Origin of the sequence: Rhodanobacter sp. FW102-FHT14D06, from assembly GCF_043950705.1 — a bacterium.
Classification (GTDB): domain Bacteria; phylum Pseudomonadota; class Gammaproteobacteria; order Xanthomonadales; family Rhodanobacteraceae; genus Rhodanobacter.
The window spans coordinates 2321218-2347997 of sequence record NZ_CP170722.1 but is presented as its reverse complement, the minus strand read 5'-3'; the positions used below and the strand labels follow the sequence as shown (position 1 = coordinate 2347997).

General features: G+C 68.9%; 22 protein-coding genes. 14 read left to right on the top strand and 8 right to left on the bottom strand.

What is annotated here, in order from left to right; translation table 11 throughout:
- Positions 1 to 18 precede the first annotated feature (18 nt).
- The 5 genes from ACFCQI_RS10530 to ACFCQI_RS10510 form a co-directional block, all read right to left on the bottom strand.
- Positions 19 to 1398 carry an ATP-binding protein gene (locus ACFCQI_RS10530; protein WP_395116428.1) on the bottom strand — a complete coding sequence of 460 codons (1380 nt, stop codon included), beginning with the start codon at positions 1396 to 1398 and terminating at the stop codon, positions 19 to 21.
- Positions 1395 to 2069: a winged helix-turn-helix domain-containing protein gene (locus tag ACFCQI_RS10525; RefSeq protein ID WP_395116426.1), complete on the bottom strand. Its 675-nt coding sequence runs from the start codon at positions 2067 to 2069 to the stop codon at positions 1395 to 1397. Before ACFCQI_RS10525 ends, ACFCQI_RS10530 begins: the two co-directional genes overlap by 4 nt.
- 247 nt (positions 2070 to 2316) lie before the next feature.
- A complete protein-coding gene (locus ACFCQI_RS10520; protein WP_395116424.1) occupies positions 2317 to 2835 on the bottom strand; it encodes a cytochrome b/b6 domain-containing protein in 519 nt (172 codons plus the stop codon).
- Positions 2836 to 2865: 30 nt separating this feature from the next.
- Positions 2866 to 3138 (bottom strand): PepSY domain-containing protein, encoded by a 273-nt coding sequence (locus tag ACFCQI_RS10515; RefSeq protein WP_056081726.1) that lies wholly within the window; start codon positions 3136 to 3138, stop codon positions 2866 to 2868.
- A 66-nt stretch (positions 3139 to 3204) separates the two neighbouring features.
- Positions 3205 to 4626: a diguanylate cyclase gene (locus ACFCQI_RS10510; RefSeq protein WP_395121337.1), complete on the bottom strand. Its 1422-nt coding sequence runs from the start codon at positions 4624 to 4626 to the stop codon at positions 3205 to 3207.
- A gap of 163 nt (positions 4627 to 4789) precedes the next feature.
- Here ACFCQI_RS10510 and ACFCQI_RS10505 point away from each other — a divergent pair, with 163 nt between their 5' ends.
- The 4 genes from ACFCQI_RS10505 (at position 4790) to ACFCQI_RS10490 (ending at position 9264) form a co-directional block, all read left to right on the top strand.
- Positions 4790 to 6181 (top strand): MBL fold metallo-hydrolase, encoded by a 1392-nt coding sequence (locus ACFCQI_RS10505; RefSeq protein WP_395121336.1) that lies wholly within the window; start codon positions 4790 to 4792, stop codon positions 6179 to 6181.
- 187 nt (positions 6182 to 6368) lie between these two features.
- On the top strand, positions 6369 to 6620 hold the full coding sequence (locus ACFCQI_RS10500) for a hypothetical protein (protein ID WP_395116422.1): 252 nt from the start codon (positions 6369 to 6371) through the stop codon (positions 6618 to 6620).
- Positions 6617 to 7576, top strand: coding sequence for a c-type cytochrome (locus ACFCQI_RS10495; RefSeq protein ID WP_395116420.1), 960 nt, complete (start codon positions 6617 to 6619; stop codon positions 7574 to 7576). Before ACFCQI_RS10500 ends, ACFCQI_RS10495 begins: the two co-directional genes overlap by 4 nt.
- On the top strand, positions 7576 to 9264 hold the full coding sequence (locus tag ACFCQI_RS10490) for a cbb3-type cytochrome c oxidase subunit I (RefSeq protein ID WP_395116418.1): 1689 nt from the start codon (positions 7576 to 7578) through the stop codon (positions 9262 to 9264). The genes ACFCQI_RS10495 and ACFCQI_RS10490 overlap by 1 nt, the downstream gene beginning before the upstream one ends.
- Before the next feature lie 142 nt (positions 9265 to 9406).
- On the opposite strand, the gene ACFCQI_RS10485 is transcribed toward ACFCQI_RS10490, so the two are convergent.
- Together ACFCQI_RS10485 and ACFCQI_RS10480 are read right to left on the bottom strand one after the other, a co-directional pair.
- On the bottom strand, positions 9407 to 10756 hold the full coding sequence (locus ACFCQI_RS10485; protein ID WP_395116416.1) for a ferric reductase-like transmembrane domain-containing protein: 1350 nt from the start codon (positions 10754 to 10756) through the stop codon (positions 9407 to 9409).
- A 102-nt stretch (positions 10757 to 10858) separates the two neighbouring features.
- Positions 10859 to 11422, bottom strand: coding sequence for a cytochrome b (locus ACFCQI_RS10480; protein ID WP_395121335.1), 564 nt, complete (start codon positions 11420 to 11422; stop codon positions 10859 to 10861).
- A 271-nt stretch (positions 11423 to 11693) separates the two neighbouring features.
- On the opposite strand from ACFCQI_RS10480, the gene ACFCQI_RS10475 reads away from it, so the two are divergent.
- On the top strand, positions 11694 to 12266 hold the full coding sequence (locus ACFCQI_RS10475) for a GNAT family N-acetyltransferase (RefSeq protein ID WP_136257633.1): 573 nt from the start codon (positions 11694 to 11696) through the stop codon (positions 12264 to 12266).
- 27 nt (positions 12267 to 12293) lie between these two features.
- Positions 12294 to 13142: a universal stress protein gene (locus tag ACFCQI_RS10470; RefSeq protein ID WP_395116414.1), complete on the top strand. Its 849-nt coding sequence runs from the start codon at positions 12294 to 12296 to the stop codon at positions 13140 to 13142.
- A 28-nt stretch (positions 13143 to 13170) separates the two neighbouring features.
- Here the strand turns inward: ACFCQI_RS10470 and ACFCQI_RS10465 are convergent, their stop codons facing one another.
- On the bottom strand, positions 13171 to 13836 hold the full coding sequence (locus ACFCQI_RS10465) for a DUF2238 domain-containing protein (protein WP_395116412.1): 666 nt from the start codon (positions 13834 to 13836) through the stop codon (positions 13171 to 13173).
- A 165-nt stretch (positions 13837 to 14001) separates the two neighbouring features.
- On the opposite strand from ACFCQI_RS10465, the gene ACFCQI_RS10460 reads away from it, so the two are divergent.
- The 8 genes from ACFCQI_RS10460 (at position 14002) to ACFCQI_RS10425 (ending at position 26686) form a co-directional block, all read left to right on the top strand.
- Positions 14002 to 16284, top strand: coding sequence for a nitric-oxide reductase large subunit (locus tag ACFCQI_RS10460; protein ID WP_395116410.1), 2283 nt, complete (start codon positions 14002 to 14004; stop codon positions 16282 to 16284).
- Positions 16285 to 16357: 73 nt separating this feature from the next.
- On the top strand, positions 16358 to 16762 hold the full coding sequence (locus ACFCQI_RS10455) for a SirB2 family protein (RefSeq protein WP_136257637.1): 405 nt from the start codon (positions 16358 to 16360) through the stop codon (positions 16760 to 16762).
- The gene (locus ACFCQI_RS10450; protein ID WP_395116408.1) at positions 16759 to 18714 is read left to right on the top strand and encodes a pyridoxal phosphate-dependent decarboxylase family protein; all 1956 of its coding nucleotides are present in this window, start codon (positions 16759 to 16761) and stop codon (positions 18712 to 18714) included. The genes ACFCQI_RS10455 and ACFCQI_RS10450 overlap by 4 nt, the downstream gene beginning before the upstream one ends.
- Positions 18711 to 19496 (top strand): prephenate dehydrogenase/arogenate dehydrogenase family protein, encoded by a 786-nt coding sequence (locus ACFCQI_RS10445; protein ID WP_395116406.1) that lies wholly within the window; start codon positions 18711 to 18713, stop codon positions 19494 to 19496. The genes ACFCQI_RS10450 and ACFCQI_RS10445 overlap by 4 nt, the downstream gene beginning before the upstream one ends.
- 130 nt (positions 19497 to 19626) lie before the next feature.
- A complete protein-coding gene (locus tag ACFCQI_RS10440) occupies positions 19627 to 20361 on the top strand; it encodes a cyclic nucleotide-binding domain-containing protein (protein ID WP_395116404.1) in 735 nt (244 codons plus the stop codon).
- A gap of 138 nt (positions 20362 to 20499) precedes the next feature.
- Entirely contained in the window at positions 20500 to 21300 is an 801-nt protein-coding gene (locus tag ACFCQI_RS10435; protein WP_395116402.1) for a universal stress protein, read from the top strand.
- 179 nt (positions 21301 to 21479) lie between these two features.
- On the top strand, positions 21480 to 24083 hold the full coding sequence (mgtA, locus tag ACFCQI_RS10430; RefSeq protein WP_395116400.1) for a magnesium-translocating P-type ATPase: 2604 nt from the start codon (positions 21480 to 21482) through the stop codon (positions 24081 to 24083).
- 209 nt (positions 24084 to 24292) lie between these two features.
- Positions 24293 to 26686, top strand: coding sequence for a phosphoketolase (locus ACFCQI_RS10425; RefSeq protein ID WP_136257642.1), 2394 nt, complete (start codon positions 24293 to 24295; stop codon positions 26684 to 26686).
- Positions 26687 to 26780 lie beyond the last annotated feature (94 nt).

The window sequence follows — 26780 nt, the reverse complement described above, 5'->3', positions numbered from 1 at the left end:
AATGAGACGGCCGATGGGTCAAACGTAGCCGGGCGCATGCGCCGCGTCGGTTGCCACGCGCGGCAGGCTGAAACTGACCTGCGCGCCGCCCAGCGCGGAGCGGCCGAAGGCCAGCTCGCCGTGGTGCAGGCGGGCGATCGCCCAGGCGATCGACAGCCCCAGGCCGCTGCCCTCGCCGATGCTGCCTTCGGGGCGGTGGAAACGCTCGCCCAGTCGTGCCACGGCGGCGTCCGCGAAGCCGCCGCCGTTGTCGTTCACCTCCAGCGTCACCTGTTCGTCGCGTCCGCCGACACGCACGTTCACCTGGCCGTGCTCGGGCGCGTGGCGCAGCGCGTTGTCGAGCAGGTTCTGCACCAGGATGTCGAGCAGGCTGCGGCTGCCCAGCACGAAGTCGTTGCCGTCGTGGTCCAGCGACAGCTCGATGGAACGCGCCGCCGCGCGCTCGCTGGCGTCACGCAAGGCCGCTTCGGCCACGCTCGCCAGACGCAGCGGGCCGGCGTCGTCCAGCTCGGCCAGTTTCTCGACCCGCGCCAGCATCAGGAGCTGGGCCACCAGTCGCTGCATGCGGTCCAGCGCCTCCTGCGCGCGCTGCAGGTGCTGCGTGCGCGCGGGCACATCGTCGCCGCGCCCGGCCAGGTCCAGCTCCAGCCGCAGCGCCGCCAGCGGGTGGCGCAGTTCGTGCGCGGCGTCCGCGGTGAAGCGGCGTTCGTGTTCCAGGCTGAGCCGCAGGCGATCGACCAGCTTGTCGATCGCCTCGGTGAACGGCGCCAGTTCGACCGGCACCCGCGCGTCGGTGAGCGAGGCGGCGGCCGGATCGGCGCCGGCGGAAAGGCCGCGCGCCAGCCGGCGCAGCGGTTTCAGCCCGCTGCGCAAACCGGCGAACACGATCGGCGGCACCAGCACCAGCAGCGCGAGCAAGGCCAGCAGCGCCGGCGCCAGCAGCTTGCGCAGCAGCTCGTCGCGCTCGTCCAGCGGCGCGCCGACCTGGACCCAGTACCGATGCTGCGCATCCCAGCGCTGGAACACCCGCCAGCGTCGGTCGTCGTGCACGACCGAATGGAAATGCGCGTCGCCCGGATCGAAACGCAGCAGCGGCAGCTCGGCGCTCTCGACCAGCAGTTCGCCGCGCGCATCGCGCAGCACGATGGCCGGGCGCTGGGCGGTGTCGTCCGAGTCGAGCAGCGGCTTGTCCGGCAGGCGCACCGCGCCGACGCGGGCGACGTCGTCGGGCATCACCGCAAACACGCTGGCGGCGGTGCGCACCAGCATCTGGTCGAAGATCTCGTCGACCTCGTGCAGGCTGCGCCAGGCCAACCAGCCGGCGGCGGCGCACCACACCAGCACGATGCCGGCCAGCAGCCGCAGCACCAGCCGCCGGTTGAGCGAGGGGCGGATCACGCGGCGACCCCGCCGGGCGGGTTGATGGCATAGCCGATGCCGCGCAGGGTGCGAATCCAGCCCGGTCCCAGCTTGTGGCGCAGGTGATGGATGTGCACTTCCACCGCGTTGCTGGCCACTTCGCGGTCCCAGCCGTACAGCGCGTCTTCCAGTTGCTCGCGGGAATACGCCCGCCCGGGATGGCGCACCAGCATTTCCAGCAACGCGTACTCGCGGGCGGTCAGCTCCAGCGGCGCGTCGGCAAGCGTGGCGCTGCGCGCGGCCGGGGTGACTTCCAGCGCGCCCACGCGGATCGCCGGCTCGACCTGGCCGTCGGCCCGCCGCAGCAAGGCGCGCAGGCGGGCGGCCAGTTCGTCCAGATGCACCGGCTTGACCACGTAATCGTCGGCGCCGGCATCCAGCCCGGCGACGCGGTCGGCCAGTTCGTCGCGCGCGGTCAGCAGCAGCACCGGGGTGGCGTCCTGGCGGCGGCGCATGCCGGCGATGATCGCCGGGCCGCTGCTGCGCGGCAGGTTCCAGTCGAGTATCGCGGCGGCATACGCGGTGTCGCTCAGGGCGGCAGCCGCCTGGGTGCCGTCGGTGATCCAGTCCACCACATGGCCGAGCTGGCGCAGGCCATCGGCCAGCGCCTGCCCCAGTGCCCGGTCGTCTTCGGCTAGCAGGATGCGCATGGCCTCATTCTTGTCGCGGGATCAGGCCGCTCACTTGACTTGCAGCAATTGGCGCCGCTTTTTCGCCGGCTGCGGCATCCTGCCCTATGAGCCTGTCGGGCTTTGGCTGGCCGGGCTGCAAATCCGACTGCGCGGTCCATATTTCCGTCGATTCTTGCGCCATGGAACCACCATGGCGCGGCGAACCGGCGAAAATCTGTCCTCGCGCAGCCAGATTTTCGCCTCGACCAGCCAAAGCCCGACAGGCTCATGGCGCGCGCTTGCGGCCGTGGATCATCGCGGCGACCAGGTTCTCGCCGTAATGCACGCTCTCGCCCACCGCGGCCAGCACGTGCAGCACGACCAGTCCCAGCACGCCGTAGGCCAGCGCTTCGTGCAGCTCCTCCAGCCAGCCCTCCCCGAAGAATCGGTCGGTGGTCTGCAGCCAGCCGGTGACGCCGACCAGCAGCACGCCAACGAGCAGGGCCAGGATCATCACGGCGGCCGCCGGGTTGTGCCCGAGCTGCCGCCGCGAGCGCCCGGCCAGGCGCTCGCGCAGGTAATCGCGCAGCCGGCGCGGGCCGGGCACCCAGTCGGCGAAGCGCGCGTGCCGCGTGCCGACCCAGCCCCACACGAAACGCACCGCGAGCAGGGCCAGCACGGCGTAGCCGATCCCGCGGTGGACCAGCTCGCCGTCCTCGGTGAAAAAGTTGGCGAGGAACAAGCCCGCCAGCGACCAGTGAAACAGGCGGACCAGCGGGTCCCACACTTTGACCATCGCGTTCATGGCTTGTCCTCGCTAGGGGTCAGGTGACGATCAACCGCCCTTCTTCTTGACGATGCGGCCGTCGGTGGGGTCGAAGTAGATCTCCACGTTCTTGCCGGCCTTGTCCTTGCCGTAGATCTCGTAGCAATTGCCCGAGACCTGGAACACCTTGATGGTGTAGCCCTGGTCGAGCACCTTCTGCTTCATCGCCGCTTCGGTCAGCCACTGCGCACGCGGTGCGCTGGTGCATTGCGGTGCGGCGAAGGCGGACGCCGACAGGACGGCGGCGGCGAGGAACAACGGGGCGATGACGATGCGTTTCATGGTGCGTCTCCGGTATCGGCAGGATTGCCTTGGACGGCATTGCAACCGGGACGGCTTATGTGGGTCTTAAGAACCCGAAACGGCGCGCGGGAAGGCTCCCGGGCGCAACACCTCGGGCGGCGCGATCGCCGCCACCGCACGGTCGCGTCCCCCGCGCTTGGCGTCGTACAGCGAGCCGTCGGCGCGCCGGATCAGGTCCTCCGCGGCATCGCCGGCGACCGCCTGCGCCATGCCGATGCTCACCGTGACCGTGCACTGCGGCCAGGCGAAACCGCGGAATGCGTCGAGCAGGCGCGCCGCCACCTCGCTGGCGCCGCTCAAGTCGGTACCCGGCAAGAGCAGCACGAACTCCTCGCCGCCGTAGCGCGCGGCCATGTCCGCCGGGCGCAGCGCCGCGCGCAGCAGGTGGCCGGTGATGCGCAGCACCTGGTCGCCGGCCAGGTGGCCGAAGTCGTCGTTGAAGGTCTTGAAGCGGTCCAGATCGAGCATCAGCAGCGAGAACGTCGTGTCGTGCTCGCGCTGCCCGCGCAGCAGGCCGGCCAGCGCCTCGTCGAGCGCGCGCCGGTTGGGCAGCCCGGTGAGGATGTCGGTGCCGGCATCGTTGCGCAACGCGATGCTTTCGCGGCGCTGGCGTTCCAGCTTGTCGAACAGGTTGGCCACCCACCACACCAGCCCGGCCACCGCGCCGCCGCTGAACAGGGCCACGAACACGAAGGCCAGCGCTTCGGGCAGGCCCAGCCAGGACTGCAGCAACTCGAACACGAACGCGAACACCGCCGGCAGCAGCAAGGCCGGCAGCAGCAGCCGCCGCGCCAGGGCGCCGCCCAGCGTGTCGGCGGTGGCCACGCGGGTCAGCCCGAGCGTGGGCGAGGCGCACAGCCAGCCGAGCGTCGCCAGCAGCAGCAACAACGTGGAGTGCAGCGGCATGCGCCCGAACGGCGTTGCGCCCTTGCCGGCCAGCGCAATGCCATAGGAGGCCAGCCCGCTCATCGCGATGACCAACGCGACCAGGGCCAGCGCGTCGCGCAGGCGCGGCCAGCGTCGCGCCGGCAGCAGGCCCAGCGCACCGAGCAGCACGAAGCCCGCCGCAACCGGTTCGGCCATGCGCCCGGGCCAGCGTCCGGAGTCGTAGGCCGACAGCTCGCCAAGCAGGCGATCAATGCGCAAGTCGACCAGCCACAGATGCTCCGCCAGCGTCGCCGCGCCGAGCGCCAGCACGCCCAACGACAGCCAGCGGCCCATGCCGGACCACGACGGCACCGGATGGTGGCTGAGCAGCAGCGAGCCTCCGCACAACACGAATCCGACCGCCGCAGTCGCGCTCATCGCCGGCTGCCCCGGCCACATCGTGGTCAGCAGCGGACGCTGCGACCACCAGCCGGCGAGCACGACCAGCGCCGTCGCGCAGTCCAGCAACGCAGCTGCACGCGAGAAACGCAGGAACCCGCGCACGGCGCCGAGATCGTGATGGAACGGCACGGTGATCATCGCCACCCTCATGCTCCGGCGAGCCTGCCGTGGTTTCGGCAGTACGACGGCACCAGGCCCACCATGGCACAGTCGGCCGGTGCCCCGACTTGACGACGATCAAGCCGGCGACCGGCGCGTCCTGCCAGAGTCTGCGCCAGCCGCCTGCGCCGTCGAGGAAATGATGTTCATTTACAGCTGCCACGGTGCCGCCAAGCAGGTCACCGGCTCCTGCCACCTGATCACCTGCAACGATCGCCGCGTGCTGATCGACTGCGGCATGTTCCAGGGCAGCGAAGAGGTCGAGCGGGCCAATGCCGAACCGTTCGGCTTCGACCCGGCCAGCATCGACGTGCTGCTGCTGACCCACGCGCACCTGGACCATTGCGGGCGGATTCCGCTGCTGGTGCGCCGGGGCTTTCGCGGCCGCATCGTCACCACCGCCGCCACCCGCGAACTGGCCCGCGTGGTGATGCTGGATGCCGCCGGCCTGCAGGAAGAGGACGCACGCCGCGCGCAACGCACCAACCGCCGCGGCGAGACGGTGGCGCCACCGCTGTACACCCTGGACGATGCGCTGCACGCGCTGGACTTCTTCGGCGACGACGCCGGCTACGGCGAAACCGTGCAAGTCACCGATGGCATCAGCGCACGCTTTCTCGATGCCGGCCACATCCTCGGCTCGGCCTCGGTCCTGTTGCAGGTCGACGACGGCGGGCAACCACGCCGCATGCTTTTTTCCGGCGACCTCGGCAACCCGGGCCGCCCGCTGCTGCGCGACCCGACACCCGCACCGCCGGCCGACTACGTGGTGCTGGAAAGCACCTACGGCGACCGTCCGCACCGCTCGGTGCCGGATTCGGTCGACGAGATGCATCGCGCCATCCGCGACACGGTGAACCGGCGCGGCAACGTGGTGATCCCCACCTTCGCGCTGGAACGCACCCAGGAAATCCTCTACTACCTGCACCGCGGCATCCGCGACGGTGCGATCCCCGCGCACGTGCGGGTATTCCTCGATTCGCCGATGGCGATCTCCGCCACCGAGATCTTCCGCCGCCACCCGGAGTGCTTCGACGACGGTTTCCTCGACGAACTTCGGCACGGCGACCCGTTCGCCATGCCCGGCCTGCACTTCACCCGCGGCACGGCCGAGTCGATGGCGATCAACAGCGTCGACAGTGGCGCGATCATCCTGGCCGGCTCGGGCATGTGCAACGGCGGCCGCGTGCGCCACCACCTCAAGCACAACCTGTGGCGCGAGCGCTGCAGCGTGGTGTTCGTGGGCTATGCCGCCGAAGGCACGCTGGCGCGGCGGATCATCGACGGCGCGCCCAGCGTGCGCGTGTTCAACGAGGAGATCCCGGTGCGCGCGCAGGTGTGGACGATCAACGGCTTCTCCGCGCACGCCGACCAACCCGCGCTGCTGGCCTGGCTGGGCGACGCGCCGCGACGCAGGGTGTTCCTGGTGCACGGCGAATACGGCCGCGGCATGCAGGCAATGCAGGAGGTGTTGCAGGCACGCGGCGTCGCCGTGCAACTGCCCGGCCTCCACGAGCCGATCAAGCTCGACTGAGCCTCGGACGCCGAGTCGACGCGGCGGTCGGCACGCCGGCGAAGGCACTTCGCTTGACCTGGATCAGGGGCGACGTCGGATGCCGTTCCTATAGTCGGCGCGACTGACGCGGATTCCTCGGGGGGGAGGGACGCGCGGTGTACAGCGTTTCCCGGCAAGGCTCACTTACAGTCCAGGGGAGAATCGCATGTCGCAGCGGGCTTCGGATCTCGTGCTTTCGGTGCTGGCCTGCGTGGCAGCGTTCTGGTTGTCCTGGCCTTTCTGGCGCGATTTCGAGTATTGGGCCGAATCGCACCTCGCGTGGTGGATCTACTTCGCCGTCGGCTTCGTGCTGGCGGTGTGGGTGTTCTGCATGTTCATCGGCAGCCTGCGCATCCTGTTCCTGCACGACACCCAGGCCACGCCGCCTTCCGTCGACGACAAGGGGAGCCGGCCATGAGCTGCGGATCGGGTGACAGCAGTTGCGAAAAACCGCGGCGCCGCGCCGCGCTGGTTTTGCTGGGCCTCATGGCGCTGATCTTCATCGCCTTGTCGGTGTTCTCCTTCCTGCCCTCGCGCGGGCAGGCCACCCCCGACACGGTGAGCTTCGGCCCGTACCAGGCCAACGACGGCAAGCGCGTGTTCCAGGCCTACAACTGCATGGGCTGCCACACCATGGTCGGCAACGGCGCCTATCTGGGGCCGGACCTCACCGAGGTGTACAAGCACGCCGGACCGGCGTGGCTGGCGGCGTTCCTGCCCTCGGCCGGCGGCTGGCCGACCGAGGCGGCGGTGCGCGCCCAGCTGCTTGATCCGAACCAGCACGCCGACACCGGCACCGACACCATCGACGCCTACCTGCAGAAGTATCCCGGCGCGGCAGCCCGCATCCAGCGACGCGGCGGCGGCACCACGCTGATGCCGAACCTGCCGCTGAGCAAGGACGAGATCGGCCAGCTGATCGCCTACCTCAAGTACACCTCGGCGATGAACACCGAGGGCTGGCCGCCGAAGGTCGAGGCCGGCACGCTGGATCGCCGCCTGCAGTTGGCGCACGGCACCGTCGCACTGGCGCAGGCCGCGCCCGCCGCGGCGGCCACGCCGGCAGCGGCCAGCGATCCCGCCGCGCTCGGCGCGCAACTGGTCAAGGACTACGGCTGCGTGGCCTGCCACGCCAGCGACGACAAGCGACTGGTGGGGCCGGGCTGGGGCGGCCTGTACGAATCCAGCGTGAGCCTGGCCGACGGCAGCAAGGTCACCGCCGACGACGCCTACCTGGCCGAGTCGATCCGCCAGCCGAACGCGAAGATCGTGGCCGGTTATCCGCCGGGCGTGATGCCGGCCTACGACACCCTGCTCAAGACCGAAGAAGTCAACGCCATCGTGGCCTACCTCCACACGCTGGAGAAGCAGTGATGCAGACCGAATACCAGACCCAACGCCTGAGCCTGCGCTTTTTCATGCTGATGCTGGTGCTGTTCGTGGTGCAGGTGATCTACGGCATGATCCTGGCCGCGCAGCAGGTCGACCCGACCATCCTGCAAGGCTGGCTCAACTTCAACGTCGCCCGCGCCGAGCATCTCAACCTGGGCATCATGTGGATCGTCTGCGGCTTCATCGGCGCGATCCTGTTCGTGGCGCCACTGCTGGCGAAGCGCGAGCTGGTGGCGCCGTGGCTGGTCAAGTTCCTGTTCTACGCGGTCATCGGCATCGTGGTCTGGAACTTCTTCACCCAATTCCTGGCCGAGCGCGGCATCGCCGGCTGGTGGCTGGGGCAACCGTGGCTGCAGCAGGGGCTTGAGTATCTGGAAGCCGGGCGCATCGCCGGCCTGCTGATCCTGGTCGGCTTCCTGATCCTGGCCTTCGTGGTGCTGCGCACGTTCCCGCGCGTGCGCGAATGGAACGAGGTGCACTGGGGCCTGGGCCTGGGCGTCGGCGCGCTGGCGGTGGTGTGGGTGTTCGGCCTGTTCTACGTGGTGCGGCTGGACCTGCAGGAATACTTCCGCTGGTTCGTGGTGCACTACTGGGTGGAAGGCGTGTGGGAGGTGATCCACATCAGCCTGATCGGCTACTTCCTGGTGCTGATGTTCAAGGCCGACGTGAAGTCGGTGGGCTTCGCGGTGTTCTGGGGCATCGCGCTGGTGTGGCTGTCCGGACTGATCGGCAACGCGCACCACTACTTCTGGATCGGCACGCCGGAGTTCTGGCAATTCTGGGGTTCGCTGTTCAGCGCGCTGGAGCCGCTGCCGCTGGTGTTCTGCTTCTGGCACATCTACCTGGACGCGCACACCAACAAGCGCCCGCTGGAGAACGCGCCGGCGTTCTACTTCCTGCTCGGCTCGACCGTGCTGGAGCTGGTCGGCGCGGGCATCCTCGGCTTCGTGATGACCTTCGCGCTGACCAACGTGTGGTCGCACGGCACCTGGGTCACCGCCGGGCACGCGCACCTGGCGCTGTTCGGCACCTTCGGCATGCTCGGCATCGCCGCGGCGTATTACGCCACGCCGATCCTGCGCAAGGTGCCGCAGTTCGATCCGCGCCTGGGCAAGCTCGGTTTCTGGCTGGTGTTCACCGGCGTGCTGGGCATGGCGTTCGCGTTCGCCATCGGCGGCACGGTGCAGGTCTATGTCTATCGCATCCTGGGGCTTGACTGGTTCGGCGGCGACGTCAACCGCGCCATGGGCACCTACAAGGTCATGCTGCCGCTGTTCGGCCTGGTGCTGAGCACCGGCGCCGGCGTGCTGGCGTACGACCTGTTCACCCTGGGCCGGCGCATGCGTCCGCAGGCTGCCGTCGACGCCGAAACGACCCCGCATCCGGCCACCGGCTGGCGGCGGCCACTGACCGGATTCGAAGCCGGCATCTGGCTGCTGCTGATGTGGCTGTTCGGCACGATCATCACGCTCGGCCTGCTCAGCTTCAACCTGCCGCACGTGCGCGTGGCGGGCGACCCCACCCTGCCCTACGTGCTGGCCGGCGTGGGCTACCCCGGCCTGCTGCTGGTCACCCTGCTGTTCGTGTGGCGCTTCATCGCCTCGCTGGAAGCGCGGGCCAGCGCACCGGCCATCTCGCCGCTGCTGCGGGTACTGCCGGCGCAGGGCTGAGCGCCGACACCGGAAACGGTGGCAAGGAGCAACGGGGAAGGCCGTCGGGGGAGACCCCGCGGCCTTTTCCCTTGGTCCCGGTCACCGCCTTCCGCCGCACGTTCACCGGCGCCATCGCACCGACAGCGGTGGCGGTGGCGACCTAACGCATCGCGAAAAACTCCCGGTGGAAATGCCGCTCCACCGGAAATCCCTGCCCGGCCAGATCGCGCTTCAATGCGTCGCCGAAGCCTGTCGGCCCGCAGAACCAGATGCTCGCCTCGCGCCATTCGGGCACGGTGGCCCGTATGCGCTCGCCCGTCAGGTAGCCGTCGCGCGCGTCGATCAGCACGTGCAGCCGCACGTTGGCGGAGCGGGCGTCACCCGCCAGCCGGTCGAGTGCTTCCTCATCGACATCCGCGGTGCTGTGGAAGAGATCGATCTTCTGGCCTTCGGGCCAATCCCGATCCTCTTTCTGCCACGCCATGTGCTTCATGCGCCCGATGAAAGGGGTGATGCCGATGCCGCCGCCGACCCAGATCTGGCGCGGGCGGCCGTCGTCGAACGTGAAACACCCATACGGACCCTCGACCTTCACGGCCTGCTCCACGCGCAGCCTCTCGTGCAGGCGATGCGTATGGTCGCCCAGATCCTTGACCACGAAGGTGATCCTGGGGATTTCCTTCCGCCAGCCGGAGGCAATGGTGTAGGGGTGCGCGCCATCGGCGGGGTCCGCGGTGACGAAGGCGAACTGGCCCGGCTTGTGGCCCGGCCACCCCTGCACCTCGGTTTCGATTTCGAGCGCATCCACCCCGTCGAAATGGTGCAACAAGGTGATTCTCCCCTCCACCTGCGAGCGCGTGCCCACCCGGCGCAACAGCACCACGATGGCCGCCCAGCTGCCGCAGGCGAGCAACACCGCAGTCAGCCAGCCGAGCGGCGTCGCCCAGTAGCCGAACTTCAGCAGCACGACCGCATGGAAGACCAGGGCAAGCCAGCCGCCGGCAAGCAGGCGATGCGTCCGGTAGAACCAGTGGTACGGAAAACGCCGGATCAGGGCCAGCACGATCAGCACGGCGACGGCGTAGAAAACCCATTCGCCCACGCTCTCCGCGGCGCCGCGCTGGCTCGACAGCAGGGACGCCACCGGGTTGTCGGGCTTGCCCCGCATGCCACGCGCCGGGCGTTCCAGCCAGCCCCAACCCACCGCCCATTTCGGCGCCTGCGCCCACAGCCAATGGATGATGGCAACGACCAGCGCGGCGATGCCGAGCCATTTGTGCATGCGGTACATCTTGTCGAGGCCGCCCAGCCACTGCTCGGGCCATCGCGGCCGCAGCGCCAGGACCATCGCCAGGCTCATGCACCCGATCGCCACGAAACCCGCCAGTTGCACCATCGCATCGCGCAGGCCGAAGAAGGTGCCCGAGCGGAACATGGTGGGCTCGACGACGAGCCACGGCAGGACCAGGAAGGCGAGCGTCCCCCAGAATGCACGCTTGAGGTTACGCATGTGGCCCCTTGCAGCCGTCGCGATGCAGGAGCACTTCGCAGGCCGCCGACGCTCGCCGCGTGCTGCGTCCGCCGCCGGGGCCGGCGGCGTCGGCGCATGGCCTCACGAGGCCTGTCCGCCCCGTCCTGGCAGCATGCGTCGCAAGGTGTCGTCGCGATTCACGTAGTGGTGCCCCAGCGCGGCCACCGCATGCAGGCCGACCAGGTAATAGCCCACCGTGCCGATGGTTTCGTGGATCTCCTTCAGCGAATCGGCAAGCGCCTTGTCCGCACCCACCAGCGCCGGCAGCTGCAGTCCGAAGAACGGGATCGGCTTGCCCGAAGCGCTGAGGGTGAGCCAGCCGAGCAGCGGCATCGCGATCAGGAAGGCGTACAGCGCCAGGTGCATCAGCGCGGCCAGGCGCTCCTGCCACACCGGCGGTGCCGGCCGGATCGGCGGGATCGGGCCCGACACCAGGCGGATCGCCAGCCGCACGGAGACCAGCGCGAGCACGCTCAGGCCCAGCATGAAGTGCCAGGTTTTCAGTCCGTCGCGCAGGTCGCTGCCGCGCGGGTAGAACTCGCGCAGCTCGATGCAGGCGTACACGGCAACCAGCAACAGCAGCATCAGCCAGTGCATGCCGATCGACAGCGAGCCGTAGCGGTCAGTGGTGTTTTTCCAGTTCACGGCAATCTCCGCAGGTGGTGTCTCGGCGGCCTCGATCCGGCCCATGCCGGCAGCCTGCGACGAACGGTGCCAGCGTGATTTGATCCCCGTCAAATGCGCGCGAACGGCGCCACGGCAGCGGCCGATTGCCGCATGCCTGCGCGCCTGTCCAAATTGACCGCGGTCAACTCGGACCCGCACGACCCGGCGTAGAACTGATCCGGCAAGGCTGCGCCGAGTGGCCGTCCATCCGGCACGAATGAGCATCACGCTGCACCATCGGGAACCGCCCATGTCCGAGATCCGTTCCGCCGACCACCACACTGCTTCCGCCACGCCGTTCGGCGCCATCGAAGGCACCCACTGGATCGAGACCCTGAACGACGGCAGCCCGGTGCTGATCCGCCCGCTGCGCCCGGAGGATCGCCAGCGCGAAACGGCTTTCATCAAGCGCTTGTCGGAGCAGGCTTGCCGCTTCCGCTTCCTGGGCAAATTGAAGGAAGCCAGCCCGGCCCTGCTCGACCAGCTGATGGATGTCGACCAGCGCAGCCGCATGGCCTTCGTCGCGCTCGCCCACGACAACGGCGAACTGCGCATGGTCGGCGTCAGCCGCTACGGCGCCAGCGGCGACGAGAAGCAGTGCGAATGCGCGGTGACGGTGGCCGACGACTGGCGCCAGCGCGGCCTCGCCGTGCTGTTGATGCGGCGCCTGATCGACATCGCGCGCAAGAACGGCTTCCACACCATGTTCTCGATCGATGCCGCGGAGAACGAACCGATGCGCGAACTGGCCGGCTACCTCGGCTTCCAGCGCCGGCTCGACCCGGACGACGGCACGCAGGTGATCCACACCCTGGATCTTTGAACGACGCCGAACTCGGGCCGCATCGCCATGACAAGCACCGAACAAATACCGCGCACGACGCGCCCGGGCGACATCCTCGCGCTGGTGACCGCGACCGAGCCGTGGAGCCCGGCTGCCGTCGCCGCCATCGCCATCGCCTTGCGCTGGGAGGCCAACCTGACCGGATGCTTCATCGACCCGGCGCTGCGCAAACCCGCCGGCGGCAAAGCCGGCAGCGAGCCCACCGTGCTCGGCCTGCTGCTCGAACCGCGCATCGAATCCCCCGACGAGCACGCCGCCTTCGCAGCCTTTGCACGCCAGTCCGGCTTGCGCAACGCCGACTGGGTCATTGCCCGGACCGACATCGCATCCACCTTGCGCCGGCTCGGCGCACGGCACGACCTGGCGGTGATCGAGCGCGACATGGTGCACGCATCGGGCCTGCTCGACATTCTCGGCGAAGCGATCCTGTCCTGCGGCGTGCCGTGCCTGGTCCTGCCTCCGCAGTGGCGGCGGGAGATCCGCTTCGAACGCATCGTGATCGGCTGCAACGGCAGCACCGAGGCGATCCGCGCAATCCACGCCGCGCTGCCGTTCCTCAAGGTGGCGAAACAGGTGACCCTGGTCGACGGCGACCTGGGCAACGGCGACGATGCGTATCCGCGCTTCGACCCGTTCGTCTACCTGCTGCGTCACGGCATCACGCCCCGGCCCAGCTACGTCCGCGCCTCCTCCGCGATGGCCGGGGAAATCCTGCTGCAGGAAGTCGGCAACATCGACGCCGACCTGCTGGTGATGGGTGCCTACGGCCATTCGCGCATGCGTGAACGCGTGTTCGGCGGCGCCACCCGGCGCGTGCTGGAGGAAGCCACCATCCCGGTGCTGATGCAGCACTAGCCGACGTGCCGCCGCAGCGGCGCAGGCGCTATTGGTTGGCGGATGCTGCGGCCCGCCGGCGGCGATGCCCGCTCACGACCGCCAGCACGACCACGGTGACGACACTGCCCAGCAGGGCGAGGAGCATGTCCTGCTGCGCATCCCACGGATCGCCCTGGGTGCCGAGGTAGGCGACGCCCAGGTCGCCGCCGAACCACACCGCGGCAGCCCATTCGAACAGCTCGAACAAGGCGGAGCTGGCGGTGACCATGCTAACCGGCACGATCCAGCGCCACGCGCCCGGCGACACCGTGCGCGCAGCGACCAGTTCCACCACCGCCGGCGTCAGCAGCAGGCCGTAGGCAAAATGGATGGCGCGGTCGAAAGGATTGCGCGACAAGCCCAGCGCATCGTGCAGCGAGAAGCCGGACAGCGCGGCAAACCAGCGATCCCACGGCACCTCGGCATAGGTGTAGTGGGCGCCGATCTCGTGCAGCACGAGGAACACGAACAGCGCCGCGTAGCTGGCATCGGAAAAGCGCAGCCGGCGGAACCCCAGCACCAGCGCCGGCAACGCCAGCATCACCAGCAGGTTCTCCAGCAACCAGTCCTGGCGATAGTGCGGCGCGATGGCAAGCGCCACCGCCACGACCAGGAAGGCGGCCAGCAGCAGCAGCGGAAAACGGGCGTCCTTCGATCCGGGTCGTTCGTTCATTGCTGTGTGCCATCCCTCCGCGTCATGCGTCGTGCCGATGATGCCACGCGCCCGGGCGCCGGCCGCGACAATTCGCGCACGGCGAGCGCTGGACCGCTTGACCTGCATCAAGAGCGATCCGGCAGCCGTCAATGAGCATGCGCGCATCTTTCAGGGAGTCGCGCAATGAGCAGTACTCGAAAACTCTGGCTGGGGTTGGCAGCCTTGCTGATCGCCTCGTTTGGCGTGCTGTTGTGGGTGGGTGACCAGGTGCACCAGTACGCGCCGCCACTGCCGGAGGCGGTGGTCACCAGCGGCAACGAGACCCTGTTCACCGGCGACGACATCGAGCTGGGCAAGCAGGTCTGGCAGCGCATCGGCGGCCAGCAGCTGGGTTCGATCTGGGGTCACGGCGCGCTGCTCGCGCCGGACTGGAGCGCCGACTGGCTGCACCGCGAAGGCGTGGCCATGCTGGAATTGCTGGCGCGCGACGAAGGCGCCGGCTCCTACGCCGAACTCGACGCGCCGCAACAGGCCGCACTGCGCTCGCGCGTGCAGCGCGAGCTGCGCACGAACACGTGGGACCCGGCCAAGGGCACCATCTACGTCTCCCCGCTGCGCGCGCAGGCGATGCTGGTGGTCGGCGCGCATTACATGAGCCTGTTCAGCAACGACCCGGCCACCGCCAAGCTGCGCGAAACCTACGCGATGCGCGACAACACCATCGCCGAGCTTGACCAGCGCCGCGCAGTCACCGCGTTCTTCTGGTGGGCCAGCTGGGCCACCGCGGCCGAACGCCCGGGCAGCGCCATCAGCTACACGCAGAACTGGCCGCACGACACGCTGGCCGGCAACACGCCGACCGCGGCCAACTTCATGTGGTCGGTTTTCAGCGTGCTGTTCCTGATCCTCGGCATCGGCCTGCTCGGCTGGCACCACGCGCGCCAGGTGAGCCATGAGCCGCTGCCGCCGATCCCCGCGCGCGATCCGCTCACCGAGTTGAAACCCACGCCCTCGATGAAGGCCACCGCCAAGTATTTCTGGACGGTGATCGGCCTGTTCCTGGTGCAGATCCTGCTCGGCGCCACCACCGCGCACTACCAGGTGGAAGGCCAGCAGGCCTACGGTTTCGCGCTGGCGAATTACCTGCCCTACGCCCTCACCCGCACCTGGCATACCGAACTGGCCGTGCTGTGGATCGCCACCGCGTGGCTGGCCACCGGCCTGTACATCGCGCCGCTGATCTCCGGCCACGAGCCGAAATACCAGCGACTCGGAGTGAACTTCCTGTGGGTGTGCCTGCTGGTCATCGTGGTCGGCTCGTTTGCCGGCCAGTGGATGGCGGTGATGGACAAGATGGACCTGTCGAAGAACTTCTGGTTCGGCCACCAGGGCTGGGAATACGTCGACCTCGGCCGCTTCTGGCAGATATTCCTGTTCATCGGCCTGATGCTGTGGCTGTTCCTGGTCGGCCGCGCGCTGTGGCCGGCGATGCGCGGCGGCAAGGAAGGTGCCTCCATCGTGGGCCTGCTGTTTCTCTCCACCGTGGCGATCGGCCTGCTCTACGGCGCCGGCCTGATGTGGGGCGAACACACCCACATCGCGATGGTGGAGTACTGGCGCTGGTGGGTGGTGCACCTGTGGGTGGAGGGCTTCTTCGAGGTCTTCGCCACCGCGGTGATCAGCTACCTGTTCGTGCGCCTCGGCCTGTTGCGCGTGGGCACGGCGACCACCAGCGTGCTGTTCGCCACCATCGTGTTCATGGCCGGCGGCGTGCTGGGCACGCTGCACCATCTGTACTTCAGCGGCACCACCACGGCGGTGATCGCGCTCGGCGCCAGCTTCTCGGCGCTGGAAGTGGTGCCGCTGGCACTGATCGGGCTGGAAGCCTGGGACACCTGGAAGAAGCAGCACGCCGCGCCGTGGATGGCGCGCTACCGCTGGCCGATCATGTTCTTCGTGGCGGTGAGCTTCTGGAACCTGGTCGGCGCCGGCCTGCTCGGTTTCCTGGTCAACACGCCGATCGCGCTGTACTTCATGCAGGGCCTCAACCTCACCGCCGCGCACGGCCACACCGCGCTGTTCGGCGTCTACGGCATGCTCGGCATGGGCCTGATGCTGTTCTGCCTGCGCGGCATCAAGCCGCAGGCCGAGTGGCGCGAGGGCTGGCTGAAGGGCTCGTTCTGGACGCTCAACCTCGGCCTCGGCCTGATGGCCGTGCTGACCCTGCTGCCGCTGGGTATCCTGCAACTGAAGGCCGTGCTGGAACACGGCTACTGGTTCGCCCGCTCGGCCGAGTTCATGGACCGCCCGCTGATCCACATGCTGGTATGGATGCGCGTGCCCGGCGACACCGTGTTCGCCATCGGCGCCATGCTGATCGCCGGCTTCGTCGCCTCGCTGTGGCTGTGGCCGAAACGACAGGTCGCCGCCACGCCGCTGCCGGACGCAGCGTCCGAGAGCGCATGACCCACATCAGGGCGCGCCACATGGCGCGCCCTGATGCTTGTCCAAGTCCCGAATCACGAATCCCGGCGCCGAAATGATCGAGTTCTACCCCCAGATCAAGGCCGTCCACATCCTCTGCGTGCTGCTCAGCGGCGGCCTGTTCGCGCTGCGCGGGCTGATGGCACAGACGCGGCTGGCCGGCGTGGCGCAGGGCGCGCCGTTGCGCCTGCTCAGCTACACCATCGACACCGTCTTGCTGACCGCCGCGCTGATGCTGGTATCGATCCTGCCCGGTGCGCTGTTCGCCAACGGCTGGCTCACGGTCAAGCTGATCCTGCTGCTTGCCTACGTTGCGCTGGCCATGCTGGCGATGAAGCGCGTGCATGCGCCGCGCGCCCGAATGATCTTCTATGTGGCTGCATTGGCCACCTACGCCTGGATGCTCGGCGTCGCGCGCATGCACCACCCGCTGGGCTGGCTGCACGGATGGCTGGCATGAGCGCGGCGCAGCCATTCAACCACGACGTCTCGCGCGACCACACGCTGGACGCGTGCTTCCTCGGCCCCTACGGCGAGAACGACACGCTGCTGGAGAAGATGCTGGTCGAGTTCCTGCGCGACCACGTGTACTGGCGGCGCAATTTCCACCCCGAAGATCCGCCGGCGATCGGCACCGGCGCCGCGCATCACCCGGACTACCTCGCGTTCGAATCGCGCATGCGCCGCGAGCTGCACCAGCTCTCCGCCGCGCTGAAGAAGTCGGTGCCGTTCCACAGCCCGCGCTACATCGGGCACATGGCCAGCGACCTGCTGCTGCCGGGGCTGGCCGCGCAGATGCTCACGCTGCCGTACAACCCCAACAACGTCAGCGAGGACGCCGCCCCGGTCACCGTCGACATGGAGGTGCAGGCCGGCCTGCAGCTGGCGCGCATGCTCGGCTACCCGCACGATCCGGCGCAGGACGCCTGCGCGTTCGGCCACCTAACCTCCGGCGGCACCCTGGCCAACTACCAGGCGCTGCGCCTGGCGCTGGCGCTGAAGGCATTCCCGGTGGCGCTGCGCGCGGCGCAGGTGCCGGATCTCGACCTGCCAACGGACGACTGGAGCGCCTTCAACCTCACCCAGGCCGACAGCATCGCCTTGCTGACGGCGTGGCAAGCCTGGCTCGCCGCGCAGACGCCGGCCGAACGTTCGCGCTGGCTGCGGCGCGTCGAGCGCGAGCGCATCGAACAGCGCGGCCTGGTCGGCTTCTTCGCCGCGCATGTGCAGCTGAAGGTCCCGCTGGTGCTGGCACCGGTCACCGCGCACTACTCGTGGAGCAAGGGGCTGAAGCTGCTCGGCCTCGGCCGCGACCAGCTCGAACTGCTGCCCACCGACGGCATGCGGCTGGACGGCGCCGCCTTGTGCGACACGCTGGAACGCTGCGCGCGCGAACGCCAGAGTGTGCTGATGTGCGTGGCCGTGCTCGGCGGCACCGAGTACGGCACCATCGACCCGATCGACGCCGTGCTGGCCGCACGGCAGGCATCACGCGGGCGCGGGCTGGACTTCGCCGTGCACGTCGACGCCGCCTGGGGCGGCTACCTGGCCACCGTGTTCCGCCACGAGGACGGCTCGTTGCGCACACGCGATGAGGTGGCCGCCGACTACGTGCAGTTCCCCACGCCGGCAGTGCACGCCGCCTTCGCCGCGCTGGGCGATACCGACTCGGCCACCGTCGACCCGCACAAGCTCGGCTACCTGCCCTACGGCTCGGGTGCCTTCGTCTGCCGCGACCACCGCGCGATGGCGCTGCTGGCCGAGCGCGCGGATTACGTATTCCACGGCGGCACGCCGAAGGATTACCTGGCGCGTTACCGCAGCCTCGGCCAGTTCATCCCGGAAGGTTCCAAATCCGGCGCCGCGGCGGCCGCGGTGTACGTGACGCACAAGGTGCTGCCGCTGGACCATGCCCACTTCGGCGCCCTGCCGCGCGCCACCGTGCGTGCCGCCGAGACCTTCCACGCGCGTGCGCAGCGCTTCGCGCTGGAGCTGGCCGACGGCGTGCACGCGCTGGTGCCGTTCGCGCCGGACAGCAACCTGGTCTGCCTCGCGCTCAACCCGCGCGGCAACACGTCGGTGGCGACGGCCAACGCCTTCGTGCGCGCGCTGCACGACGAACTGCGCTGCGATCCGCGCCAGCCACTGCAGACCAAGGAGTTCTTCGGCTCGGTGACCAGCCTGCGCGCGGACATGCTCGGCACGGCGCAGACCGCACGCATCTTCGCCGCACTCGGGCTGGACCCGGCCAGCTTCGTCGCCGACGACGACCGCCTGCTGATCCTGCGCCATACGCTGATGAACCCGTTCCTGCTCGACCACGAGAACGGCATCAGCTACATCGACCGCTATTTCGACTTCCTCGCCCGTCGCGTGCGCAGCCTGCTTGCGACGCCGGTCGCGCCGCCGTGAGCGCCGCGCTGCCGCGCGTGGCCGTGCTCGGCTACGGCCGCTTCGGCAAGGCCTTCGTCGAACTGCTGCTGCAGGCCGGCCATCCGGTGCAGGTGTTCGACCCGCATGCGACGGTGCCGGCGGAGCTGGCGGCACCCTCGCTGGTCGCGGCAACTGCCGACGCCAACTGGATCGTGCTGGCCATGCCGGTGCCGCACCTGCGCGCCGCGCTGCCGGCATTGCGCCCGCTGCTGCACGCCGGGCAGACCGTGTTCGACGTGGGCAGCGTCAAGCTGCATCCGTGCGCGTTGATGGACGAACTGCTCGGCACGGACATCCCGCACCTCGGCACGCATCCGCTGTTCGGCCCGCTCAGCCTCGCCCGCGGCGATCGCCCGCGCCGCGTGGTGCTGTGTCCCGCTGCGGCGCACCCGCAAGCCGCCGCGCGCGCCGGCGAACTGTTCCGCGCACTGGACTGCGAGGTCATCGTGCAGGACCCGGCAAGCCACGACCGCGCCATGGCCGGCACGCACGCGCTGGCGTTCTTCATCGCCAAGGGGCTGATCGACATGGGCGTGGACGAGGGCATGCCGATGGCGCCGCCGTCGTTCCAGGGCCTGCAGCGCATGCTGGAGGCGGTGCGCGGCGATGCCGGCCACCTGTTCGGCGCAATCCAGCGCGAAAACCCGTACGCCGCCGAAGCGCGCGAAAGCCTGCTGCGCGAACTGGAGCGCATCCACCGGCAGTTGCTGGTCGACCCGGACGACGGCATGGCGATCGCGGCGCGGCCCGAATGCGAATGAGGGCGATGCGCCCGCCCGACGGCAGAAGGGTTAATCTGAGCCTCCCGTCGATGGACGCACGGCAGGTTCGATCCTGCTGCCACGTGTGCCGGCGGATGAGCCATTGAAGGCAGCGAGGGCGTCGAACGGCATGACATCAGATCTCGATCTTGACGAGCTCAGGCGCAACTGCGGCTACTGCGCGATCCACGATTTCCAGCTGCCGGTGGGACTCAGCGCGGGCGACCTGCACACGCTCAACGCCTCCGCGCACGACATGCTGCCGCTCGATCGCGGGCAGACGCTGTTCCCGCAGGGGCGCAAGTTCAGCGCGTTGTACGTGGTGCGTGCCGGTGCGCTGAAGACCTTCGTGGAAGGTTCCGAAGGCGACGTGCAGATCCTCGGTTTCCACCTGCCCGGCGACATCATGGGCATCGGCGGCCTCATCAACGAGCACTACCCGTGCACTGCCCAGGCGCTGGAACGCTCCAGCGTGTGCGAACTGCGCTACGCCCAGTTGCAGGAGGCCACCGCCAACCTGCCGGCGCTGAACCACCAGCTGATGCGGGTGATCAGCGGCGCGCTGGTCAACGAGCAGAGCCACCTGGTGCTGATGGGCAAGCAGCAGGCGCAGCGGCGGCTGGCGTTCTTCATCCGGCGCATGTCCGACCGCTATGCGCGCCTGTCGCGCGACCCGCTGGCGCTGATCCTGCCGATGTCGCGCGAGGACATCGCCAACTATCTCGGGCTGGCGCTGGAGACGGTCAGCCGGCTGTTCGGCAAGATGGAATCGGCCGGCATCCTCTCGGTGAATCGCAAGTCGGTGCAGATCCTGCGCCGCGACCTGCTCGACGAGCTGTGTGGCGGCGACATCGACATGGCGTAGGCCGTCGGGTCCCGCGGCGCGCCACCGGCCCGGTCACGCCGCTTTCGTGCCGGGGTTTGACCACGGTCAAAACCGCGCGGCGCCATCGGCCAGAGCATGCCAGCGTGCCCGGCCATCACGGCCGGTGCGGGAGAGATCGTGCTGGACATCATCGTCAACGTCGGCGGGACCTCGGACAACCCGTCGTGGCCGGGCGCGGCGCTGGCGCTGGCCAAGCGCCAAAGCGCCTTCGTCACCGGGCTGCAGGTGGTCGCGGTGTGCCCTTCGCTGATGGCGATACCGGACGTGATCGACGTGCTGGCCGCCGAGGAACAGGCGGCGCTGGCCCGACGCGACTGGTGGCTGCAGCAGTGCCGAAGCGCGGGCGTCGAGGGCGAATGGGAAGTGATGCGCGGCATCTCCGCGCAGGCGCTGGCCAAGCGCTCGCGGCTGGCCGACTTCATGATCGGCGAACTGAAGGTCGGCGACCCGGATGCCGCGCTCGGTGGCGACGATGTCACCCGCGCGTTGTTCGCCCGCAGCTCACCGATGCTGCTGGTGCCCGACCTCGGCAGCCACACGCTGCAGGCGCAGCGCATCGTCATCGCATGGAACGGCTCCGGCGAAGCCGCGCAGGCGGTGAAGGCGGCGCTGCCGCTGCTGGCGCAGGCATCCGCCGTGCGGGTGCTCGACGGCGAGCGCGGCGGCCTGCCCGGCATCAGCCCGCCGCCGCTGCCGCTGCGCGGCTGGTTCGCGCGCCACGGCATCGAGGCCCAATGGCAGCCGTTCCCGGCCGAACACGACGAAGGACCCGCGCTGCTGGCCGCCGCCCGGGCATTCGATGCCGACCTGCTGGTGATGGGCGCCTGGGGCCGCTCGCGCCTCAGCGAGCTGGCCATGGGCGGCGTCACGCGCTGGATGCTCAGGAACGCGAGCCTGCCGCTGTTCCTCGCGCACTGAGAGCTGCCCGTCCCACGCGCGAAGAAACCGCCATGCAACCGACACCGATGGTTTGCCCGGACCCGCTTGCCGATCGCACCGGCCTGCCGCCCGGCTGTTCCGGCCCGGCCGGAGCGGCGGCCGCCATCGGCTCACCACCGTCGCGCTGACGGTCCCGTCGGCGAGCCGGCAGAGGCGAAATGGGCACGCGCCGTTCCGATGCACCCGTCCAGGACGCCGCGGCGACTCCCGCAGGACCGGCAGCGGCCGGGGCGGCGATGATCCGCACGGCCACGCTGCCGCTGGACGATCTCTTCCGCTCGCTGGGTTCCGCCGACAGCGGGCTGGACGCGGCCACCGCCGCGGCCAGGCTCGCCACGGCCGGGCCGAACCGCATCGACACCGCGGCGCCGAGGCGGCTGTGGTCGGCCGTCTCGGCGCGCTTCCGCAACCCGCTCGTCCTGGTCCTGCTCGGCGCGGCCACCGTGTCGGCGTTCACCGGCGACGTCGCCAGCTTCGTCGTGATCACCCTCATCGTGGCCATGTCGATGGCGCTGGACGTGGTCCAGGAGCACCGCGCGCAGAACGCCGCGGAAAGCCTGCGCAGCCAGGTCTCGCTGTCGGCAAGCGTGCTGCGCGGGGGCAGCCCGGAACAGGTCGCCGCCGTCGGCCTCGTTCCGGGCGACGTGATCCTCTTGGCTGCGGGCGACCTGGTTCCGGCCGACTGCCGGTTGATCGAGGCGCGGGACCTCTACGTCGACGATGCGCTGCTCACCGGCGAACCGTATCCGACCGGGAAACGAGCGGAGCTGGCCACGTCCACCCCGGGGCAGGACGCCTTTCCGGCAAATCTCGTCTTCACCGGCAGCTCCGTGGTCAGCGGCACGGCCAGGGCGCTGGTGGTGAGCACCGGTCGCGACACCCAGTTGGGCTCGATTGCCCGATCACTGCAGAAGACGCCGCCACCCACCGTGTTTGCCAGCGGCATCCGCGATTTCGGCATGATGATCGTGCGCCTGACCGTTCTGCTGGTGCTGTTCGCACTGCTGGTCAATCTGCTGCTCCATCGACCGGCGCTCGAATCGTTCCTGTTCGCGCTGGCGCTCGCCGTCGGTCTCACGCCGGAACTGCTGCCGATGGTGGTGTCGGTGACGCTCGCCCACGGTGCGCTGCGCATGGCGCGCAAGAACGTGATCGTGAAGCGCCTGACCGCCATCCACGATCTTGGCGGCATGGACGTGTTGTGCTGCGACAAGACCGGCACGCTCACCGAAGCCCGTATCCGGCTGGTGCGCGAGGTCGACCTGGGCGGAGCGGCAAGCGCCTCGGTGCTGCGCATGGCGCAGGTCAATGCGGCATTCGAAACCGGCCTCAAGAGCCCGCTGGACGACGCCATCCTCGAAGCCGCCGCGTTCGATCCGGCGGCATGGCGGAAGATCGACGAGGTGCCATTCGACTTCCAGCGCCGCCGGGTCTCGATCCTGGTGGAAAGCGACGGCCAGCGCCTGCTCGTGGTCAAGGGCGCACCGGAAGACGTGCTGCGCCTGACCACGGCGTACGAGCGGCCCGGGTTGCCGTCGGCACCGCTGGACGACGCTTCGCGTGCCATCGCGGCCGGGACTCTCGATGCCCTCGGCAGCGAAGGCTATCGCGTACTGGGGGTCGCGTGGAAAACCGTCGAACAGGACCGGCAGCATGCCGGGGTCATCGATGAAACCGGCCTGACCCTCGCCGGCTTCCTCGCCTTCCTCGACCCGCCGAAAACCGGCGCGCGGGAAGCGCTGGTGGCGCTGGCCGGACTGGGCGTCGCCGTGAAAGTCGTCACCGGCGACCACGAGCAGGTGACCCGGCACGTCTGCCGCGAGCTCGGCCTCGCGGTGGGCGACACGCTGACCGGCCCGGTGCTCGATTCCCTGGACGATGACGCACTGGCGGCCCGGCTCGACGCCACCACGCTGTTCTGCCGCATGACGCCCGTGCAGAAGTCCCGCGTCATCCGCGCGCTGCGCCGCAAGGGCCACGTGGTCGGCTACCTCGGCGACGGCATCAACGATGCGCCGCCGCTGCATGCCGCCGACGTCGGGTTCTCCGTGGATACCGCCGTCGACGTGGCCAGGGAGGCCGCCTGCATGATCCTGCTGCGCAAGGACCTCGGCGTGCTGGCGGAAGGCGTCCGCGAAGGCCGCCGCACCTTCGCCAATATCCTCAAGTACATCATGATGGGCACCAGCTCGAACTTCGGGAACATGTTCTCGATGGCCGGCGGCGTGCTGCTGTTGCCCTACCTGCCGATGCTGCCGATCCAGATCCTGCTCAACAACCTGCTGTACGACCTGTCCGAAATGGCCATCCCGCTGGACCGCGTCGACGAGGCGATGGTGGCCCGGCCGCGTCATTGGGATCTGGGCGTCGTGCGCCGATTCATGTTCACCTTCGGACCGATCAGCTCCGCGTTCGACTTCATGGTGTTCGGGCTCCTGCTGTGGGTCTTCCAGGCCGACGAAGGGCTTTTCCACACCAGCTGGTTCGTCGAATCGCTCGCCACCCAGGTGCTGGTGATCTTCATCATCCGGAGCAGAAACCCCTTCCGCGACCACCCGCATCCCCTGCTGGTGGCGGGCGCCCTGTTTGCCATCGCGGTGGCGGTGGGCCTGCCTTATTCGCCACTCGCCCACTGGCTGGGGTTCGTGCCGCTGCCCGCTCCGGTGTTGGCCGCACTCGCGCTCGTCGCGACGGCCTATCTGGGTGTGGTCCACCTGGCGAACCGCTGGTTCTTCACGCGCTACCAGCGCGGATCACGCTGAGCATGCGTGAAGCTCGACCGAGCCCGACGCGAACGATGAGCGTTGTTGATCGCCGTCAAATGACCGGCACGGGAAACATTCCAGAATGAAACAAGCGATACGCCGTCGTCACGCCGGGCAGTCGCATGCTCCGGCACTGAACGGGTGTCCCCCACCACCGTAGCCGACGCCGACATCGGGGGATTTGCCCGCCACGGGAGTCACTGCCGATGAAATCCCCCAGCCTCACCCCCGACCTGCTGCGACGCATGGACGCCTACTGGCGCGCCGCCAACTATCTGGCGGTCGGCCAGCTCTACCTGCGCAGCAACCCGTTGCTGAAGCGCCCACTGACGCTCGCCGACGTGAAGCCCATGCTGTTGGGGCACTGGGGTACCACGCCGGGACAGAACTTCATCTACGTGCATCTGAACCGGATCATCAGGCAGCACGACCTCGACATGATCTATGTCTCCGGCCCCGGCCACGGCGGCCCGGCCGTGGTCGGCAACACCTATCTGGAAGGCAGCTACAGCGAGATCTACCCCGAAATCAGCCAGGACGAGGCGGGGTTGCAGAAACTGTTCCTGCAGTTCTCCTTTCCCGGCGGCATTTCCAGCCATGCCTCGCCGGAATGCCCCGGCTCGATCCATGAGGGCGGTGAACTGGGCTATTCGCTGAGCCACGCGTTCGGCGCCGTTTTCGACAACCCCGAACTGGTCGTCGCCTGCGTGGTCGGCGACGGCGAGGCCGAGACCGGGCCGCTGGCCACCGCCTGGCATTCCAACAAGTTTCTCGACCCGGCCACGGACGGCGCGGTACTGCCGATCCTGCACCTCAACGGTTACAAGATCGCGAACCCGACCGTGCTGGCGCGCATCAGCCATGAGGAACTCGAGCAGTTGCTGCGCGGCTACGGCTGGTCGCCATTCTTCGTCGAGGGCAACGAACCGGCCGCGATGCATGAAGCGATGGCCAGCGCGCTGGATCAGGCGGTGGAGCAGATCAAGGCGATCCGGCGCGAGGCACGCGAGCACGGCCGGCGCGAACGACCGCGCTGGCCGATGATCGTGCTGCGCTCGCCCAAGGGCTGGACCGGCCCGCAAGTCGTCGATGGCTTGCCGGTGGAAGGTACCTTTCGCGCGCACCAGATACCGATCGCCGTCTCCGCCTCGACTCCTGTCGAACACCTGCGGCAGCTCGAAGCGTGGCTGAAGAGCTACCGGCCCGAGGAACTGTTCGACGCCGCGGGCCGGCTGCTGCCGGAGCTGGCCGCGCTGGCGCCGGTGGGCCCGCGCCGGATGGGCGCCAATCCCCACGCCAACGGCGGCAGCCTGCTGCGTGAACTGCGCGTGCCGGACTTTCGCGATTACGCCTGTACCGTGGCGGAGCCCGGCGTCCGCGGCATCGGCGATACCCGGGTGCTGGCGCCGTTCCTGCGCGACGTCACCGCGCTCAACCAGAGCCAGCGCAACTTCCGCGTGTTCGGCCCGGACGAGACCATCTCCAACGGACTGGAGGCCGTGTTCGACGTCACCGACCGGCAGTGGAACGCCGGCACCCAGGCGACCGACCAGCACCTTGCCGCCACTGGCCGGGTACTGGAGATGCTCAGCGAACACCAGTGCGAAGGCTGGCTGGAAGGTTATCTGCTGACCGGGCGACACGGTCTGTTCAACTGCTACGAGGCGTTCATCCACATCATCGATTCGATGTTCAACCAGCACGCCAAGTGGCTCAAGGTCACCGCATCCCTGCCGTGGCGACGCAAGATCGCCTCGCTGAACTACCTGCTGGCCTCGCATGTGTGGCGGCAGGACCACAACGGCTTCAGCCACCAGGATCCCGGCTTCATCGATCACGTGGTCAACAAGAAGGCCGGCGTGGTGCGGGTCTACCTGCCACCGGACGCGAACTGCCTGCTGTCGGTGATGGATCACTGCCTGCGCAGCCTGCATTACGTCAACGTGGTGATCGCCGGCAAGCATCCCGCACCGCAGTGGCTGACCATGGAGCAGGCGGTCAGGCACTGCAGCGAAGGCATCGGCATCTGGTCGTGGGCCAGCAACGACCAGGAGGTCGATGCGCCGGATCTGGTGATGGCCTGCTGCGGCGACGTGCCGACGCTGGAGACCCTCGCCGCCGTGTCGATCCTGCGCGAGCATCTGCCCGAGCTGAAGATCCGCGTGGTCAACGTGGTCGACCTGATGCGCCTGCAACCTCGCGCGGAGCACCCGCACGGCCTGGACGACACCGACTTCGACGCCCTGTTCACGCGGGACAGGCCGGTGATCTTCGCCTTCCATGCCTACCCGTACCTGATCCACCGGCTCACCTACCGGCGCACCAATCACGACAACATCCACGTGCGCGGCTACCGAGAGGAAGGCACCGTCACCACGCCGTTCGACATGACCGTGCTGAACGAACTCGACCGCTTCCACCTGGTGATCAGCGCGATCGACCGCCTGCCGCAGACCGGCAATCAGGGCACCTACCTGAAGCAGCAGCTGCGCGACAAGCTGGTCGAACACCGCCAGTACATCAACCGGCACGGCCAGGACCTGCCCGAAGTGCGCAACTGGACGTGGCAGGGCTCGATCCGGGACCGCAAGCCATCGTGATCATGCCGGAAGTCCGGCGGCAGGCCGCCTGATCCGTCGACGACGAGCCCATGCGACACTTGCCGGGCGCGCGCCCGGCGTGCGCACGCAGGAG